Source organism: Calidithermus chliarophilus DSM 9957 (assembly GCF_000430045.1).
GTDB lineage: Bacteria > Deinococcota > Deinococci > Deinococcales > Thermaceae > Calidithermus > Calidithermus chliarophilus.
In genome coordinates this window covers 123,891-141,907 of the sequence record NZ_KE387025.1, presented here as the reverse complement: position 1 = coordinate 141,907, position 18,017 = coordinate 123,891, and the positions used below count along the sequence as shown (strand labels likewise).

Here is an 18,017-nt window from a genome sequence, read left to right as displayed (position 1 = left end):
TCTTCCTACCCAGTGTTTCAATCCTCGCCGTGGGGCGTGCCGACGCTGGGTAGTATATTCGGTGGATGATGCACGTTTCTACTGATTAGGTTTCTTCACTACCAGTGAAATTGACTAGGAGGAAGGGTTGCGCTATCTTCGATGCATGAGACGAACCGACCTCAAAGTAGCCTATGAACTTGCGGTTAATGAGTTGGCGGAGTGCATTTACTCGCATAGACCCTTCCCTACCCCTGAGGATCTACTGGAGGAGTTCAAGCTTCGTCTGCATTACCGGCTCTATGGCGATCCCAAAAGGCTTGAGGATGAGGAGGAGGATTGAGGTGGTAGCTGTGAAGGTATGGGGCGAGTACGCCTGCTTCACCCGCCCCGAGAACAAGGTGGAGCGCGTTTCCTACGACGTGATGACCCCCAGCGCGGCCAGAGGGGTGCTCGAGGCCATCTTCTGGAAACCCGAGTTCCGCTGGAGGGTGCGCGAGATCTGGGTGCTCAACCCCATCAAGCGCTTTTCCATCCTCCGCAACGAGGTCAACACCGTGGCCTCGGCCCGCTCCGCCCAAGGCTGGCAGAAGTCGGGCGGGGGTTTCTTCGCCGAGGAAGACCGTGCCCAGCGCAACGCCCTGGTTCTCAAGGACGTGGCCTACGTGATCCGGGCCGACCTCGAGCTCGCCCCCCACGCCACCGACCCGCTCACCAAATACCGCGAGATCTTCGAGCGGCGGGTAGAGAAGGGTCAGGCCCGCCACCAGCCCTACCTGGGCACGCGGGAGTTCACCGGCTACTTCGCCCCGGTGAGCGCCGAAGACCGGCCGCTCGAGGCGCTCACCGAAGACTTAGGCCGGATGCTCTTCGACCTCGAGTTCACCGAGGATGAGGACGGGCCGGTCAGGTTCCGCAAGCACGGCGCCAACGGGGGAGCGTGGGTGAAGGGGAGAGCAGTCCCCAAATTCTTCGCGGCGCGGCTCGAGCGGGGCGTTCTGAAAGTCCCCGACTTGTACAGGAGCGTGAACTGATGCTCTTGCAGCAGCTAGTAGCCTACGCCGAGCGGCTGGAGCGCGAGGAGGCCGGCGGCAGGCCCAAAGTGCCGTTCATGTACCAGGAGCAGCCGGTTCGCTGGCTGGTCTACTTGGACGCACAAGGGAATTTCCAGCGCCTCGAGCGCACCTCCGACGGCTCGGGGAAGAAGAGTGACCGGGGGAAGCGTCTGCTCACCCCGCACGTCATCCGGACGGTGGCCCCGAGGGCCAAACTCCTCGCCGATAACGGGGAGTACGTGCTCGGGCTGAGCAAGGAGGGGGCCGACGCTTCCAAGGTTCGGCAGCGCCACGAGCTCTTCAAGCGGGAGGTGTTGGCCTGTGCCAAAGCCACGGAAATACCCGAAGTCTGGGCTGTGCATCGCTTCCTGGAAGCCCTGGATCCCTCCAAACTAGGCCTGGAAGCCGGTTTCAGCGCGGATGACAACCTGACCTTCGTGGTGGACGGGGTGCGTCCGATCGATCTTCCCGAGGTCCAGCAGTACTGGGCAGGCCAATTCGCGGTGGCGGAGGGTGCCGATGGCACGAAGGGGCTTAGGGCCGAGTGCCTGATTTCGGGCGTTGTCGGGCCGGTCATGGAGCGTGAGCCCGTCAAGGTCAAGGGAATCCCCGGCGGCCAGACCTCAGGGATGAACTTCATCTCAGCCAACGCGGCTGCTTTCGAGTCGTACGGGCTCTCGGCCTCCCAAATCGCCCCAGTCCGCCTCGACCTCGCCGAAAAGTACGCCAACGCCCTCAACCACCTGCTCAAGAATGAATCGACCCACCTCCGCGTGGGGCCGGTGGTCTACGCCTTCTGGACCAAGACCGGCCCAATCCCGCCCGTGGCCGAGTTGTTGAAAAACCCCCGAGGTGAGAGTGTCCTCGAGCGGCTCAAGCGGGGAGCGGAGTCCAAGCCAAAGATTGCCGCCGACACGCAGCAGGTACGCAGCGCCATCCGCGGCGTGTTCAGCGGCAGAGAGTTTACGGCCCTCCCCGAGGACGAGTTCTACGCGGTGAGCCTTTCGGCGAGCGGGAGCCGCGTGGTGGTGCGCGACCACATCACCGCAACGGTCAAGGAGGTCCGGCGGAACCTCGAGCGCTACTTCGAGAGCCAGGAGCTCTACGACCTCGAGCCCTTCGGCCTTTATGCGCTGGCGGGAAGCCTTTACCGTGACGCCAACAAAGAGATGGTGGCCTCCGTCCCCACGGCACTCACGGCCTTTGCCCTAAAACAAACCCCGCTGCCGTGGGCCTTTCTGGCTCAACTGGTCGCGCGCAACCGCGCCGAGCAGCGGGTGACCGCCCCTCGAGCCGTCCTCACCCGAATGGTGCTTATCTCTGGAGGAAAGATCGGTATGAATGAACTCAAGCGTCTGGAACCCGACCGGCCGGACTCCCCGGGCTACCACCTGGGGCGGCTCATGGCCCTGCTGGAAGACCTTCAGTACGCCGCCCTCGGCAAGGTCAACACCACCGTCACCGACCGGTTTTACGGCTCCTTGAGCAGCACCCCGGTGATGCCCTACCGCGCCCTGATGAACGGGGCACAGGCCCACCTCAGCAAGCTCCGCAAAGACCCCAGCAAGAAGGGGCTACACGGCCTCTTCGAGCGGCGCATCGCTGAGATCTCGCTGCACCTGAAGAGCATCCCCGCCACCCTCGACCTGGAGAACCAGGCGCTGTTCAGTCTCGGTTACTACCACCAGAAAGCCGAAAAGTTCGAAGCCATCGCCGAAGCCAAAGCCGCACAACAGGCCAAGCAGGCCGAAGGAGGAGTCCAGTGAACCCCCACCTCAACCCCGCAGTCCGTCACGACTTCGTGCTCCTGTTCGACGTCACCAACGGCAACCCCAACGGCGACCCCGACGCCGGTAACCTCCCCCGCGTAGACCCCGAAACCGGCCTGGGCATCGTGACCGACGTGGCCCTCAAGCGTAAGATCCGCAACTTCGTCGATGCCTACAAGGGTAAGGAAGAGCGCTACAAGATTTATGTCCAGCAGGGGGCGATCCTGAACAACCACCACTTGCGCGCCTACACGGCCCTGGGGAAGAAGCCCCGAGGGAAGGGTGAGGCTGCCGACCCCGAAGCGCGCAGGTGGATGTGCGACAACTTCTTCGACATCCGGGCCTTCGGCGCGGTGATGAGCACGGAGGTCAACTGCGGACAGGTGCGGGGCCCCGTTCAGCTCACCTTCGCCCGCTCGGTCGATCGCATCCTCCCGATGGATGCCGCTATCACCCGTGTGGCCCTGACGAGGGCGGAGGAGAAGGGAAGCGTGGCCGATGACGAGGGCGAGGAGACCGCCCGTAGCGGGACCATCGGGCGCAAAGCCTACATCCCCTACGGGCTTTACATCACCAAAGGCTTCTTCGTGCCGAGCTTCGCCCAGGACACCGGGTTCAGCTCCGAGGACCTGGCGGTGCTCTGGACGGCCCTCGAGCAGATGTGGGACCTCGACCGCTCGGCGAGCCGCGGCTACACCGCATGCCGGGGGCTCTACGTCTTCTCCCACAGCAGCCCGCTGGGGAACGTGGCCGCACACAAGCTCATCGACCGCATCAAGGTTGAACCTGTGGGGGTGGCCCGGCAATTCTCGGACTATACCGTGCAGGTGGACCGGGAAAACCTGCCCGAAGGGGTGACGCTCACCCAACTGGTATGAGCCCTGAGCTGCGGGGAATGGGGGATGACCCCATCCCCATTTCTGCCCTGCAGCACTACGTCTACTGCCCCCGCCAGTGCGCCCTGATCCACCTCGAGCAAGTCTGGGACGAAAACCTCTACACCCTGCGGGGGCGGCGGGCCCACGAGGGCGTGGATGTCCCCGAAGGCTTGGTGCGCGAGGGCGTGCGGGTCGAGTATGCCCTGCCGCTCTGGTCGGACCGGCTGGGCATCGCCGGGCGGTCCGACGTGGTGGAGTTCGCCGACGGCCTGCCCTACCCGGTCGAGCACAAGGTGGGCTCACGCTGGGCCAAGCGGGCCGATCAGGTGCAGTTGTGCGCCCAGGGGATGTGCCTGGAAGAAATGTTCGGCGTGCGAGTGCCGGCGGGAGCGCTGTTCTACAAAGCCTCCCGGCGCAGGCTCGAGGTGGCCTTCACTCCAGAGCTGCGGGCCGAGGTGGAGCGGATAGTCGCGGAGGTGCGGCGGCTGCTCGAGCAGGACCAACTCCCGCCCCCGGTCGCCGACGCCCGCTGCCCCAACTGCTCGCTGATCGACACCTGCATGCCCTACGTCGGCTCCGCGATGGCCGCACACCTGCCGTCACCGCCCGGCTCGGGGGAGCCGTGAACACCCAGTTGCTCAACACCCTTTACGTCCAGGCCCAGGGGGCCTACCTGCGCCTCCAGGGCGATACGGTACGCGTCGAGGTGGAGGGCAGCCTCAAGCGCCAGATCCCGCTGCACCACCTCGACGGCCTGTGCCTTTTCGGCAACGTGCTCGTCTCGCCCTTTTTGCTCCACCGCTGCGCCCAGGACGGCCGCGAGGTGGCCTGGTACGGCGAGAACGGGCGCTTTCAGGGGCGCTTGGCCGGCCCGGTCTCGGGGAACGTGCTCCTGCGGCGGGCCCAGCACCAGGCGCTAGACGCCAAGGCCGTATACCTTGCCCAGCGCTTCGTGGAGGGCAAGCTCAGGAATACCCGGGCGCTGCTTCAACGGGCGATGCGCGAACGGGGGGAGACCGAAGCCTTGGCCTCGGCCCTGGCGGAGCACGAAACCTCCTTACGCTGGCTCCCCTACGCACAAACCCTCGACGAAGTCCGCGGCCTGGAGGGTAACGCGGCTTCCGCCTATTTCGCGGCGTTCGGTGAATTGCTAATCGGAGGAGAGTTTTCCTTCAACGGCCGTAACAAGCGTCCTCCCCGCGACCCGGTGAACGCGTTGCTGGGGTTCGTGTATGCCCTTCTAGCCACCCAGTGCACCGCCGCTTTGGAGGGGGTGGGCCTCGACCCGCAGGTAGGTTTCCTGCACGCCCTGCGTCCGGGCCGGAACGCGCTCGCCCTGGACCTCCTCGAGGAGTTCCGCGCCTGGTGGGGTGACCGCCTGGTCCTGGCCCTCCTCAACCGCAAGCAACTGACCTCGAGGCACTTCGAAGAGCGCCCCGGCGGGGCGGTGCTCCTGTCGGAGGACGGCCGCAAGGAGGTGATCGTCGCCTTCCAGAAGCGCCGCCAGGAGACGGTACAGCACCCGCTCTTCAAGGAGCCCGTGCCCATCGGCCTGTTGCCCCACATCCAAGCCCGTCTGCTCGCCCGCTACCTGCGGGGTGACCTGCCAGAGTACGTGCCCTTCGTGGGCAAGTAGGAGTGTACCGATGGAACGGCTCGACATCCTGGTCACCTACGACGTCAACACCGTCTCGGAGGAGGGCAAAGCGCGGCTGGCCCGGGTGGCTAAGGTCTGCAAGAACTACGGCCAGCGCGTCCAGATGTCGGTTTTCGAGTGCCGCGTCACCCGGGCTCAGCTCGAGGAGCTCGAGGCCAAGCTGCTCAAGGTGATCGAGCCCGACAAGGACAGCCTCCGCATCTACACCCTCCCAGGCGGGCGGGAAAAATGCTTGAGGACCCACGGGCAAGACCGGTATCAGGACTTCGATGACCCCCTAGTCCTTTAGCGCGAACCCCTAGTAGGTGCGAAAACCCGGGGGGTTCGCGCAAAGCCATTTTGTGGCTTGGGTACTTTGAAAACTTGGCTATACTGGGAACCACCTCACACCGCGGAGGTGGCCTTGGCTCCCAGGTTCGCGCGGTACTGGCAATAAATGCAGTCCTGCACGTATGGGTTTTTGAGGCCGTTGCAGTGGGCAATTAAGCCCACTGAGGATTGAAACAGTCCGGGGAGGATGTCAGTCCTCGATCTCGAAGTTGCAGTGGGCAATTAAGCCCACTGAGGATTGAAACTTAGGATCCTGCACTCCAGTAGGGGCAGTGATGTGTTGCAGTGGGCAATTAAGCCCACTGAGGATTGAAACAGCCCTCAGCCCTGGATCCGCCCAGGAGCAATCGTTGCAGTGGGCAATTAAGCCCACTGAGGATTGAAACTCGGAGGCCCACTGGTGCGCCTGGTGGATCCACGTTGCAGTGGGCAATTAAGCCCACTGAGGATTGAAACTGAGCCACCTGGCGCGCGTGCCCCGCCCACGCTACAGTTGCAGTGGGCAATTAAGCCCACTGAGGATTGAAACGGACGCCGGGACAGGCCGGTAGTGCTCGAGCGGACCGTTGCAGTGGGCAATTAAGCCCACTGAGGATTGAAACGCGATGCCCAGCCCGTCCAGCCCGCCCGGGCGAGGTTGCAGTGGGCAATTAAGCCCACTGAGGATTGAAACCTATGCCAATAGTCTCCGTCAACCTCGAGTGCGGTAGTTGCAGTGGGCAATTAAGCCCACTGAGGATTGAAACGCCGAGTGGGAGTGGCGGGAGGCCTACCGCGAGGTTGCAGTGGGCAATTAAGCCCACTGAGGATTGAAACTGGAGGCCTCGGCGAGGGGCTCGCGGGTCCAGGGGCGTTGCAGTGGGCAATTAAGCCCACTGAGGATTGAAACCGCTACCAGCAGGGCAGCCGTGGTTCAGGGACCGTGTTGCAGTGGGCAATTAAGCCCACTGAGGATTGAAACTCGGCCCGCTCGCTGAGGCGCTTGACCAGCGGCTCCACGTTGCAGTGGGCAATTAAGCCCACTGAGGATTGAAACGAGCCGGTGGACCCCGCCCCCATCCTCGCCAGGTTGCAGTGGGCAATTAAGCCCACTGAGGATTGAAACCGCCCCCAAGCGGAAGAAGTAGCAGTAGAGGTGGAGTTGCAGTGGGCAATTAAGCCCACTGAGGATTGAAACCGCCCCCAAGCGGAAGAAGTAGCAGTAGAGGTGGGTTGCAGTGGGCAATTAAGCCCACTGAGGATTGAAACACGCTCCTTCATGTCCAGTCGGTCGGGCCGCGCAGGTTGCAGTGGGCAATTAAGCCCACTGAGGATTGAAACTGCCCCGCGAGGGTGAGCGCCCCGTCCGGCGTTGCAGTGGGCAATTAAGCCCACTGAGGATTGAAACGACTTCGCCACCGCCGGGCACAAGGTCTCCCCCCGCGTTGCAGTGGGCAATTAAGCCCACTGAGGATTGAAACGTTGTCTCGCTGGTACGCCATGTAGAGGACGTGCGTTGCAGTGGGCAATTAAGCCCACTGAGGATTGAAACTAGGAGGCCCCATGAACTCGATCAAGACCCCCGCCCAGGTTGCAGTGGGCAATTAAGCCCACTGAGGATTGAAACTGCAGGCCGGCGGGGTTCACCGCCTCGAGCCAGCGGTTGCAGTGGGCAATTAAGCCCACTGAGGATTGAAACTTAATGCGGCAACCCCTGAGCTTATCCGTCACGGTGTTGCAGTGGGCAATTAAGCCCACTGAGGATTGAAACTCGACGTGGGCGATGTAGCCGGGGTCGGAGCCGCCCGGTTGCAGTGGGCAATTAAGCCCACTGAGGATTGAAACGCCACGGTGGCTGCGGGGATGCCCTCGTAGTAGGTTGCAGTGGGCAATTAAGCCCACTGAGGATTGAAACCGGTGAGTATCCCGCCCGCTCAGCCTCAGCGATGGTTGCAGTGGGCAATTAAGCCCACTGAGGATTGAAACTAGGGCTAGCCGATGAGGGCTAGCCCTACTAGAGAGGGTTGTTGCAGTGGGCAATTAAGCCCACTGAGGATTGAAACTTCCGTATGGTTTTGTTGGCGCTAGCGCTGGAGGTTGCAGTGGGCAATTAAGCCCACTGAGGATTGAAACATGATCACCACTCCTTTGCCCTGGCTCATCAGGCTGTTGCAGTGGGCAATTAAGCCCACTGAGGATTGAAACACGGCCTTGAGCAATTCGGCTTCAGCCCTTTCCGGCCGTTGCAGTGGGCAATTAAGCCCACTGAGGATTGAAACGAGGACGCCACGCCCCAGGCCACCCAGGAGCGCGTTGCAGTGGGCAATTAAGCCCACTGAGGATTGAAACGAGCAGGTACAGCTCGGCGACGCCGTGGAGGCGCGTTGCAGTGGGCAATTAAGCCCACTGAGGATTGAAACCCGGAGAGGGAGCCCGCGTCGCCCCGCTTACGGACCGTTGCAGTGGGCAATTAAGCCCACTGAGGATTGAAACATCTGGAGTGTCGTGTTCGGGCAGGTCGTGGTTTGTTGCAGTGGGCAATTAAGCCCACTGAGGATTGAAACGACTTCCTGAAAGAAATGCTGGCCCGTGGCTACAAGTTGCAGTGGGCAATTAAGCCCACTGAGGATTGAAACCCCAGGAGCCACCAGCTCACCCCGAGAACCCCCGTTGCAGTGGGCAATTAAGCCCACTGAGGATTGAAACGCGATCGGAGGGCAGCGGCGAGGAGGAGAGCAATGGGTTGCAGTGGGCAATTAAGCCCACTGAGGATTGAAACCTCATCGGGGTTTTCTGGTTCGTCCGGCAGCCCCGTTGCAGTGGGCAATTAAGCCCACTGAGGATTGAAACCCTTCTAAAGCAGCCTTCCTGAGGTAGGAGAGCTGAGTTGCAGTGGGCAATTAAGCCCACTGAGGATTGAAACGTGGGGTATTGCATCCTCCGTATCAGAACGGACAGTTGCAGTGGGCAATTAAGCCCACTGAGGATTGAAACTCATAGAAGGGGGTGACCAAGTGGGGGGCTTACCGTTGCAGTGGGCAATTAAGCCCACTGAGGATTGAAACCGCCTAACGTTCATGTTTATCGGAACATCCTGCTGGGTTGCAGTGGGCAATTAAGCCCACTGAGGATTGAAACTGATTATGGGTGGGATGAGACCAGGTTCGAACTTGCTGGTTGCAGTGGGCAATTAAGCCCACTGAGGATTGAAACCAGCAGCGCCGCATCCGCACCCTCGAGACCCTCCTGGTTGCAGTGGGCAATTAAGCCCACTGAGGATTGAAACTTGTTCGAACGCCGATTACTTGAGGAGGTGAAAGCTAAGTTGCAGTGGGCAATTAAGCCCACTGAGGATTGAAACCCGTGTGCCCCACGGTACGGAGTTCGGTCGTTGCACGTTGCAGTGGGCAATTAAGCCCACTGAGGATTGAAACCAAACTCATCGAGACGCTCGAGGCCATGCCCGAAGGTTGCAGTGGGCAATTAAGCCCACTGAGGATTGAAACTTTGGAACCCCAAGGAGCTGCCCGAGCCGTGAGCGTTGCAGTGGGCAATTAAGCCCACTGAGGATTGAAACCTACCGCGCGGTACTCTCGATTAACGGCAACATCACCGTTGCAGTGGGCAATTAAGCCCACTGAGGATTGAAACATCACGCCCCGCCACCAAAACTCACCCTGGTCGTGGTTGCAGTGGGCAATTAAGCCCACTGAGGATTGAAACCATGCCGACGCCGACCCCTTGGCCTGGATGGAGGGTTGCAGTGGGCAATTAAGCCCACTGAGGATTGAAACTCCAGCTCGCCCTCGAGGGCCTTGGCCTTCTTCGTTGCAGTGGGCAATTAAGCCCACTGAGGATTGAAACTACGACGAGTGGCTGCAGGCGCTCTTCCCCAACCCCGGTTGCAGTGGGCAATTAAGCCCACTGAGGATTGAAACATGCGCTCGGCGGCGATGGCGACCGAGCGGGGTTGCAGTGGGCAATTAAGCCCACTGAGGATTGAAACAGCGCGGCCGCCCCGGTGTCGGTGGGGGCCACCAGGTTGCAGTGGGCAATTAAGCCCACTGAGGATTGAAACAGGTGCGCGGGCAGCAGCACCGGCGCCTCGGCGGGTTGCAGTGGGCAATTAAGCCCACTGAGGATTGAAACTTCGTCGACGCCGGCACCTACGCGGTCCAGGTCAGTTGCAGTGGGCAATTAAGCCCACTGAGGATTGAAACCAGGGTCATGAACTCGAACTCGGCCTCGGTTTCGGTCGTTGCAGTGGGCAATTAAGCCCACTGAGGATTGAAACTTTGGCCATATCAGCATGCATGTCAGCATCAGGGTTGCAGTGGGCAATTAAGCCCACTGAGGATTGAAACGCCGCCGAGCTGATGGCCGTGCTCAAGCCCCGGCGTTGCAGTGGGCAATTAAGCCCACTGAGGATTGAAACCCAAAATGGGATTGTTGGGTATGATCTGCTTGGTTGCAGTGGGCAATTAAGCCCACTGAGGATTGAAACCAGCGGGCCAGGGGGTAGGCCACGCGGCGCTTGTGTTGCAGTGGGCAATTAAGCCCACTGAGGATTGAAACACCCTCCCCGGTTCGGCCCTCGCCACCGACCCCGTTGCAGTGGGCAATTAAGCCCACTGAGGATTGAAACCGCGCCGAGGGCTCGCGGCGGAGCGTGGTCGCGGGGTTGCAGTGGGCAATTAAGCCCACTGAGGATTGAAACGGGGGTGCCAGGGGAGGAGATCGCCATAGCCTCCTGTTGCAGTGGGCAATTAAGCCCACTGAGGATTGAAACTGATCCCGTGGCTGAGGCCACAGGGGGGAAAATATGTTGCAGTGGGCAATTAAGCCCACTGAGGATTGAAACTCCAGCCCATCGGCCAGAGACTCGCCAACATGTTGCAGTGGGCAATTAAGCCCACTGAGGATTGAAACATGCAGGTTCGCCACACCACCGGCTCCGGCCGGTTGCAGTGGGCAATTAAGCCCACTGAGGATTGAAACACCTTGAAGACGTTGGGTAAAAATCGCGGCTACGTCGTTGCAGTGGGCAATTAAGCCCACTGAGGATTGAAACGAAGGGCGGCCAGCCGAAAAAGGCCCCCCCGGCGGGTTGCAGTGGGCAATTAAGCCCACTGAGGATTGAAACAGGGTCAGGCGATTGCTGACCGCCATCGGCAGGGGGTTGCAGTGGGCAATTAAGCCCTCATGTTGGCTGGGATTAAGACAGATAGCCAAGCTTTAGAGCTCCTCTCCTTTACACTCGAGCCATGCCTCCCTCCCACGATGAGGCAAAAGCCTTGCTTGTTCGGCTGCGGTCGGGCGACCCGACCGCGCCTTCAGATTTAGTCGTGGCTTACTTGGACGATCTTGCCTGCTGGCTTCAAGGCCGGAACCCAGCCGTAAGTGCTGAAGACTGCCTTACTGCTGCCGAGGATGCTTTGCTGGCTTTGATTAAAAACCCTACTAGCTACGACCCGAAGCGAAGCTCGCTCCTTGGATACCTTCGAATGTCCGCTTCTGGTGACCTCAAAAACCGGTGGAGGGCAGAACGACGGCATGTTTGGCGCAAGACTGGCCTCGAGGATGTCGAACTTTCACCGGGAGAGGGGAAATACCTAAGGGATGGGGAGGCTGACCCGGCTCAGCGGCTGGAAGTGAAGGAGTGGAGCCTGATGTCTGCAAAGGTGGTAGGCACTTTGCGGGCGAAGCTGAGCCTCGAGGAGCGAAGGGTGATGGATTTGATGCTGGACGGTGAGCGGAAAACCCGGGTCTATGCCGAAGCCTTAGGTCTCTCAGGGCTACCCGCTGCTGAGCAGAAGCGCGAAATCAAGCGGGTTAAGGACCGGCTCAAAAAGCGTCTAGAGCGCACTTGGGGAAAGGAGAGGCCATGAGCGCCATCCGACACATGTCTAAACGGGTGGGTCAGGACCCCTTCTTCCTCGCTTGGGCACTTCGGGTGTATGCCGAGAGTGAGGCGATGGGCGATCCTGAACTCGCGTCCTTCCTGGGAGGCGAGACTGATGGCCTTCCCGCCCTGCGGCTGTGCCGGCGCCCTTCATCCGCATCGCCGGCATTCCGGGAGGAACTTCGGACCATCGCGGGGCGATTCGACCTCAAGATCGAAGCTTTAGCTGAGGTGCTACGCCGGGCCGAGGCGCTCGAGAGTCTACGCGCTGCTGAAGGGAAGGGGTTGTTGATGGCTGCCCGTGATCGACAAGAGCCGGATGAGGGAGAGCCCTGATGAATACCCCTTTGTGGGTATCGGAGCTGGCCGCCGCCTTCTGGGAGCAAGCAGGGGAGGAGGAGCCGTTCCCTCGAGACTTGCGCCGAGGCATAGCTCTAGGTCTGCCGCTCAGCGTGGTGACTATCCCGGCCCTGAGTGTGGGCGGGGTGAGGCGCTGGTTAGCCCACAATGGGGTCAATCTCGTTATAGACGCTCCAGAGCACAATCTGCGCGCCTGCTTGGTAGCCCGCTTTGGCAGGGGCATCGTCTTCCTGGACGCCGCCGACCCACCCGACGAGCAGCGCTTCTCGCTGGCGCACGAGGTGGCTCATTACCTCAGGGACTACTGGAAACCGCGCCAGGAGGCCGTAAAAGGCCTGGGCCCAGGGGTGCTCGAGGTGTTCGACGGGAGAAGGGCCCCTTCCCCTGCCGAGCAGGTTTACTCGCTGCTGGCCCGAATCCCCGTGGAAGCCCACCTGCACCTGATGGAGCGTTCGCCTGAAGGATTCACGAGTGACCTCAGGGTTCGGCGAGCCGAGGCGCAAGCCGACCGTCTGGCCTTCGAACTGCTCGCGCCCGCCGAGCATGTTTTAGCTGGCTCCTTTGAGCGGAACCGTCTGATGGAGGTGCTGTGCAGGGTGTACGGGTTACCTCGCGTTCCTGCCCAGCAGTACGCCTCGACTCTGCTACCCGAAGGGGAGCATAGCCCCTGGCTCCTTCGCCTGGGGCTTCGGCGCTGAGTGTCGAACTTTTAGGGGAGACCGGGAAAAGAGGGTGAGGAGGGGAAGGCAGCATGGCTGGGCGAGATCCCGACGAATACGAGTACGTGGTCAGCGGTACGGACGAGCGAGTGCCGGACGTAAGCGCCGAGGAGTACCAGGAAGCCTTCGGTGAGGACATCACCCGTACCCTCGACCTCGAGACCTGGAAGACCGGCGAGGATCTTTCCGAGGTGTACGCCCGCCTCGAGGCCGAGGTGCGCGAGGCCATCGAGCAGGAGAACCGCACCCGCGAAGAGATCCGCAGGCTGGTTTTCCCTCAGCTCGAGAAGCGCCCAGGAGCCCCAAAGCACGCGGGCGCTCCTTACGCCTGCAAAAGGGCCGATCTGGAGCAAATCCAGAGAGGACTACTCTTCAACGGCGGGGTAGAAGCTTGCGATGGTACACGCCAGGTACACGACACCCTGCCTCTGACCATTTACCAGATCGGCGTGAGCCTGGTTTCGTACCGGGGCGATCAGGGCACATGGGTCCACCGGCTGTTCCGCCGGGATTTGCGTGCCAACCCCGGCGGGGGAAACCCTGCTGATGAGGCGCTGGAATTGCTCCAGCGGCGCAGCCATCGGGCCGGCCAGAACCAGGAGAGCCCACGTGACAAGATCAGCAACCTGGCTGGCCGGGCGGTCATGAGCTATGCCGAGCGGGCCATCCTGCTGCGCCGCTCGCAGGCCGTCTGGCGCATGGGCCACGGCAATCCCGCGCCCTACGAGCTCATCACCGGTTCGGGGACGATGGACATGATGGTGGAGTCCACCAAGGTGATCCGTGAGCTGGTGGAGCACCACCAGAAGTTCATTTATGTCGCCAGTGAGCCCAGCGACCGCTTGCTGCTCACGATCGGGCAGGCCCTCTACCCCCTCGAGTACGCCATCGTGGGTAGTTTGCAGGAGGCGATCAGCAAGACCGTGGAGAATGGCCACTACCGGATGAAGGTAAACGTGGACATGACCTGGGATGGGAGAAAGATCGACAGCCCCGAAGCTTGGATCCGCCGTTTCCGCGACTTCGTGGCTCCCCAGGTGGTGGTAGGCGTCTACCGGGCTACCCCCGCCGCCCCCGCCCAGGTTTTCTACGCCCACGCCGAACACGCCCACATGGCCGCCCACATTGCCATTGCCGACAGCATCCTGCAATACCATCGGGGCTTCCCGATGCTCATTGACCTGGCCGATCACGTCTGCTCCCACGTCTTCGGGCGGGAAACCCTCTATGGCCCTGTCTCGACCGCCTACACCGAAGCTGGCGCCCCCTGGCAGTACCTGAGTGAGCGCGCAACCCGCAAGTAAAAGTAAGGAGATGTCATGGACGAATTCCGCTCTGGCAACCCTGCTGAGCCCAAGGAACTTCCCAGCGATTTCATGGAACGGCTTGACCGTGATATCAGCGAGGCTGGGGGTGAGCTCGAGCCGGATGAACTCCGCAAAGGCTCGATCGGTGCCACAATGTTCGACCTGCCCAACAGCGAGGACGGCACGTTGGTGGTGCTGCTGCCCCGGGAGCACCTTCTAAAAGCGCCCTCCCAGGCGCTTTTAAGGATCAAAAGCACCGACGGGCGCACCTACTTGGGGGTGGTCGCCGCCGGGCCCTTTGCCGAGCCGGACAGCCTGCGGGGGGATGCTCCCATGCTGGTCAACGTGCAGGCTCGAGGGGGCATCTTTCTGCCCCCCTACCACGGGCGTATCCAGGTGAACCTACTGGGAGAGGAGCGGGCCGATGGCAAACTGGTCCCGCCCCGTTTCCGCCCGCTGCCCAACAGCCCGGTCTTCGTGCTGGACGAGGCTGAGTCGGCGGCGGTGCTGAAAGCCGGGGGGGATGTCCGACTCGGGCTGGCCTTTGGTTATGAGGGGATCGAGGTTGGTATCCCTTCCCAGCAAAAAGCGGTTCTGCCCCGGCATACGGCCATTCTCGGCACCACCGGTGGAGGAAAGTCCACCACGGTATCGCGTCTGATCAAGGAGGCCCAGGAAGCCGGCATGGCGGTAATCGTGCTAGATGTGGAAGGGGAATATACCCACCTGCACGAGCCCACCGAAGACCCGAACATGCTCTTGGCGCTCAGCGAGCGTGGCCAGCAGCCCGCCGGCGTCCCAGCGGGCCAGATGACGGTGTACCACCTGGTTGGGCGTGAGTCGGCTAATCCCGACCATCCCAACCTCAGGGCCTTCTCGCTGCAATTCGCTCGCCTCTCACCTCACACCATCATCGAGATTCTCGATCTGAGCGATGCCCAACAGGAGCGTTTTCTCAAGGCATACGACATCGCTAAGGCAGTGATGCGCGATCTCGACATCTTCCCGAAACAAGGAGACGCTGAACAAGAGCAACTTGCGTTGGAGATCGACGAGTTCGACCGGGGCTGGCCCCGCCTCACATTGCAGATGACGCTGGATGTGGTGGGGGCCTGTCTGGCGAAAACGGACAAACGGGAGATCGAGCTGCGCTCCCCCCAGTTTCGCAGCCCGGAGGCCAAAGAAAAGCTCACCAGGCGTATCGCCGAGGCCCACATTCCAGGGAACGTGAGCTCCTGGGCTGCTCTGCTGGGGCGGTTGGCCCGGCTAAGCAGGCTCAAGGTCTTTGACTCCCCCGAGCCCACGGCCAGACCCCTCAGCTACAGCAAGCTCCTCCAGCCGGGCCAGGTTTCCCTGGTAGACTTGTCGGCCTTTGGGGCCTCGGAGCTGAGCAATATCGTGATTGCCGACCTCCTGCGGGGTTTGCTGGAAGCCCAGGACAACGCTTACCAGGCTTGGGAGCAGGGAAAAGCCGGACCGCCCGCACGGGTACTGGTAATCATCGAGGAAGCGCACGAGTTCCTGAGTGCCGAGCGCATCGACAAAATGCCAATCCTATTTGAGCAAGTAGCACGCATCGCTAAGCGGGGCCGCAAGCGCTGGCTAGGCCTGGTTTTCGTTACCCAACTGCCTCAACACCTGCCCCGGCAGATTTTCGGGCTGGTCAACTCTTACATCCTGCACAAGATCACCGACCCGCAGGTGGTGAGCACGCTCGAGCGGGTCGTGCCGGGCATAGAGAAGAGCCTCTGGCAACGGCTGCCAGGTCTGGCGCCGGGCCAAGCCATCGTGTCTTTCCCGCACATGAGCCGGCCCCTACTCATCGCGGTAGACCCCACCCCATGCAAGCTCCGCATGGTGGAATAGCCCTGTCGCGCTGTGGAGGCCCTTAGGGCCGGCTGGGCTTCCTCGGGTGCTGGCCATCAGTTAGGATGAGCCCAGCTATGAGCCTGCCTCGCAAAGGTGTCACCGCATCCTCGAGAGCTGGCCGGGCACGGCAACCCGCCCACGAGGACGATTGGGCCGCCGTCTCTGGCGGCCCTTCTTCGGGCGGCCCCGACACTCAGGTGCCAAGGTTAAGGCCGGTCCACCCCTTTCCTGCGCGCATGGCTCCCGAGATCGCTTTCTCGCAAATGAAACCGCTGCCGCCAGGTTCGCTGATCCTCGACCCTATGGTCGGTTCAGGGACCACCGTGCGCGTGGCGACGGAATTAGGCCACCGGGCACTCGGTTTCGACCTCGATCCGTTAGCCGTCATGATGTCCCGTGTGTGGACGACGCCCGTGAGTCATCAGGCTCTGATGGATTCTGCAACCGAATTGGTTGAATCTGCCAAGGCGCTGGGCAAGGTTGAGCTTCCCTGGATAGACGAGGACTCTAGAACCACGCAATTCGTCAATTTCTGGTTCGCGGACAAGCAACGCCGCCAATTGCGGAAGATTGCCTATCACCTAAACGCCATGCAAGGGCCCCTCGCAGATGCCCTACGCATCGCTCTGAGCCGAATCATCATCACGAAGAAAGGGGGTGCTTCACTAGCCTGGGACACTTCACACAGCCGTCCCCACCGCGTGGCCGATGATAACGACTTCGACGTCTACGAAGGCTTTGCCAGATCGGCTGCCTATTTGGCGAAGTTGTTTGAGAAGCAGCCCCCTAAGGACGGGGCGACGATCCTGCCCGGAGACGCCAGGTCGCTCGACGCCACGGAGGACGGCTTAGCCGATGCAGTGATCACCTCCCCGCCTTACCTCAACGCCATCTCCTACCTGCGCGGTCATCGACTTTCCCTAGTTTGGCTGGGCTATAAAGCAGGAGAAAGTTTCCGCTTGAACGGCTCAGGTATGACGGAAGAACAGGCTGGCTCCCCGGCGCGTGAAGTGCTCGAGCTCATGCTGAGGGAGATGGGGGAGACTGACCGCCTACCGCCGTCAGAACAGCGCGTGGTAAAGCGGTATGCGGCAGACTTGCAGGCCATGGTCCGCGAGACGGTGCGCGTGCTCAAGCAAGGCGGTAAGGCCATTTACGTCATCGGCGACTCCTGCCTTCGCGGGGTACAGATCAGCAACTCGGCCGCCCTCAGGGTCGCCGCGCTAGGGGCAGGCTTGGAGCTTGGTCGGGAATACAGGCGGGAGATCCCCCCGAACCGGCGGTACCTGCCCCCGCCGACCCATCCCGGAGGATCGCCTCTCGAGAAGCGGATGCGATGGGAGCACGTCCTGGTTTTTGATAAGCCTTAGCGAGAAGGTTGCCTACGCGAGCTCCTCGTAGACCCGCTCGGCCCAGGCCTCGATGCTCTGCCAGCCGCTCCAGCCGTTCGCGGCAGCGGGCTTGGCGTTCACCAGCATCCGCGGGGGCACGGCCTGCGGGTCGCGCGAGAAGACGGCGACCTCGAGGGGCTGAGCGCCCCGCCGGTCCCGGGTTGAAGCAGGCGGATTACCGGCGCGTTAGCGCGGGGTCCCCAGGCACCGTTCGTAACCGCCTGGTAATGGCCGGGGGCTAGCCTCGAGGCGAAGGGGGTGGTCATGGGCTTTTTCAGGGAACCACGGGGCGCGGGGCCTGAGGTGCGCGAGCACTGGGGGCTCAACGCCGACGTCGCCGCGCGGCTGGACGAGGTGGCGGCCCTGCTGGAGCAGCAGGGGGCCAACCCCTTCCGCGTCGGGGCCTACCGCCGCGGGGCCGAGACCCTGCGCCGGCTGGGCGAGCCCGTCGACGCGCTGCTGGGGCGCGAGGGGCTCGAGGGCCTGGAGGCGTTGCCGGGCATCGGGGAGAGCCTGGCCCGCTCGATCCGCACGCTGGTGCTCACCGGCGGCCTGCCGATGCTGGGCCGCCTGCGGGGCGAGAGCAGGCCCGAGAGGCTGCTCATGACCGTCCCCGGGGTCGGCCCCAAGCTGGCCGAGCGGCTGCACGACGAGCTGGGGGTCGACTCGCTGGAGGACCTCGAGGCGGCCGCCTTCGACGGGCGGCTGGAGCACCTGGCCGGGGTGGGGCACAAGCGCCTGGCGGGTATCCGCGACGTGATGGCCCGCCGGCTGGGGCGGGTGCGGCTGCCCGCGCCCCCCGAGCCCGAGCCCCCGGTGGCC

The 18,017-nt window shown here is 62.2% G+C and carries 14 protein-coding genes and 1 CRISPR repeat array; all 14 genes read left to right on the top strand.

Annotation, left to right across the window (positions count from 1 at the left end):
- Nucleotides 1-145: 145 nt before the first annotated feature.
- A complete protein-coding gene (locus MEICH_RS28845; protein ID WP_157202851.1) occupies nt 146-322 on the top strand; it encodes a hypothetical protein in 177 nt (58 codons plus the stop codon).
- A gap of 1 nt (nt 323) precedes the next feature.
- Nucleotides 324-1,013, top strand: a complete 690-nt coding sequence (gene cas5c / locus MEICH_RS0115685) for a type I-C CRISPR-associated protein Cas5c (protein ID WP_027893402.1) — start codon at nt 324-326, stop codon at nt 1,011-1,013.
- Nucleotides 1,013-2,800, top strand: a complete 1,788-nt coding sequence (gene cas8c / locus MEICH_RS0115680; RefSeq protein WP_027893401.1) for a type I-C CRISPR-associated protein Cas8c/Csd1 — start codon at nt 1,013-1,015, stop codon at nt 2,798-2,800. Before cas5c ends, cas8c begins: the two co-directional genes overlap by 1 nt.
- Nucleotides 2,797-3,681, top strand: coding sequence for a type I-C CRISPR-associated protein Cas7/Csd2 (gene cas7c, locus MEICH_RS0115675; RefSeq protein WP_027893400.1), 885 nt, complete (start codon nt 2,797-2,799; stop codon nt 3,679-3,681). Before cas8c ends, cas7c begins: the two co-directional genes overlap by 4 nt.
- A complete protein-coding gene (gene cas4 / locus MEICH_RS0115670; RefSeq protein ID WP_027893399.1) occupies nt 3,678-4,307 on the top strand; it encodes a CRISPR-associated protein Cas4 in 630 nt (209 codons plus the stop codon). Before cas7c ends, cas4 begins: the two co-directional genes overlap by 4 nt.
- Nucleotides 4,304-5,317, top strand: a complete 1,014-nt coding sequence (gene cas1c / locus MEICH_RS0115665; protein WP_027893398.1) for a type I-C CRISPR-associated endonuclease Cas1c — start codon at nt 4,304-4,306, stop codon at nt 5,315-5,317. Before cas4 ends, cas1c begins: the two co-directional genes overlap by 4 nt.
- A 10-nt stretch (nt 5,318-5,327) precedes the next feature.
- Complete coding sequence (cas2, locus tag MEICH_RS0115660) at nt 5,328-5,627, top strand: CRISPR-associated endonuclease Cas2 (RefSeq protein WP_027893397.1); 300 nt, start codon at nt 5,328-5,330, stop codon at nt 5,625-5,627.
- 179 nt (nt 5,628-5,806) lie between these two features.
- Nucleotides 5,807-10,790: a CRISPR direct-repeat array (repeat unit 37 nt; unit sequence GTTGCAGTGGGCAATTAAGCCCACTGAGGATTGAAAC).
- Nucleotides 10,791-10,911: 121 nt separating this feature from the next.
- Nucleotides 10,912-11,535, top strand: coding sequence for an RNA polymerase sigma factor (locus MEICH_RS28840; RefSeq protein WP_157202850.1), 624 nt, complete (start codon nt 10,912-10,914; stop codon nt 11,533-11,535).
- Entirely contained in the window at nt 11,532-11,885 is a 354-nt protein-coding gene (locus MEICH_RS28835; protein WP_157202849.1) for a hypothetical protein, read from the top strand. Before MEICH_RS28840 ends, MEICH_RS28835 begins: the two co-directional genes overlap by 4 nt.
- Nucleotides 11,885-12,607 carry an ImmA/IrrE family metallo-endopeptidase gene (locus MEICH_RS30730; RefSeq protein WP_157202848.1) on the top strand — a complete coding sequence of 241 codons (723 nt, stop codon included), beginning with the start codon at nt 11,885-11,887 and terminating at the stop codon, nt 12,605-12,607. Before MEICH_RS28835 ends, MEICH_RS30730 begins: the two co-directional genes overlap by 1 nt.
- Before the next feature lie 53 nt (nt 12,608-12,660).
- Entirely contained in the window at nt 12,661-13,932 is a 1,272-nt protein-coding gene (locus MEICH_RS25420) for a hypothetical protein (protein ID WP_051304258.1), read from the top strand.
- 15 nt (nt 13,933-13,947) lie between these two features.
- Complete coding sequence (locus MEICH_RS0115640) at nt 13,948-15,801, top strand: ATP-binding protein (protein ID WP_027893396.1); 1,854 nt, start codon at nt 13,948-13,950, stop codon at nt 15,799-15,801.
- Between the two features lie 239 nt (nt 15,802-16,040).
- Entirely contained in the window at nt 16,041-17,174 is a 1,134-nt protein-coding gene (locus MEICH_RS0115635) for a DNA methyltransferase (RefSeq protein WP_036219457.1), read from the top strand.
- Between the two features lie 285 nt (nt 17,175-17,459).
- Nucleotides 17,460-18,017: helix-hairpin-helix domain-containing protein (locus MEICH_RS25415; protein ID WP_245587685.1), on the top strand; the 558-nt coding region annotated here is incomplete at its 3' end.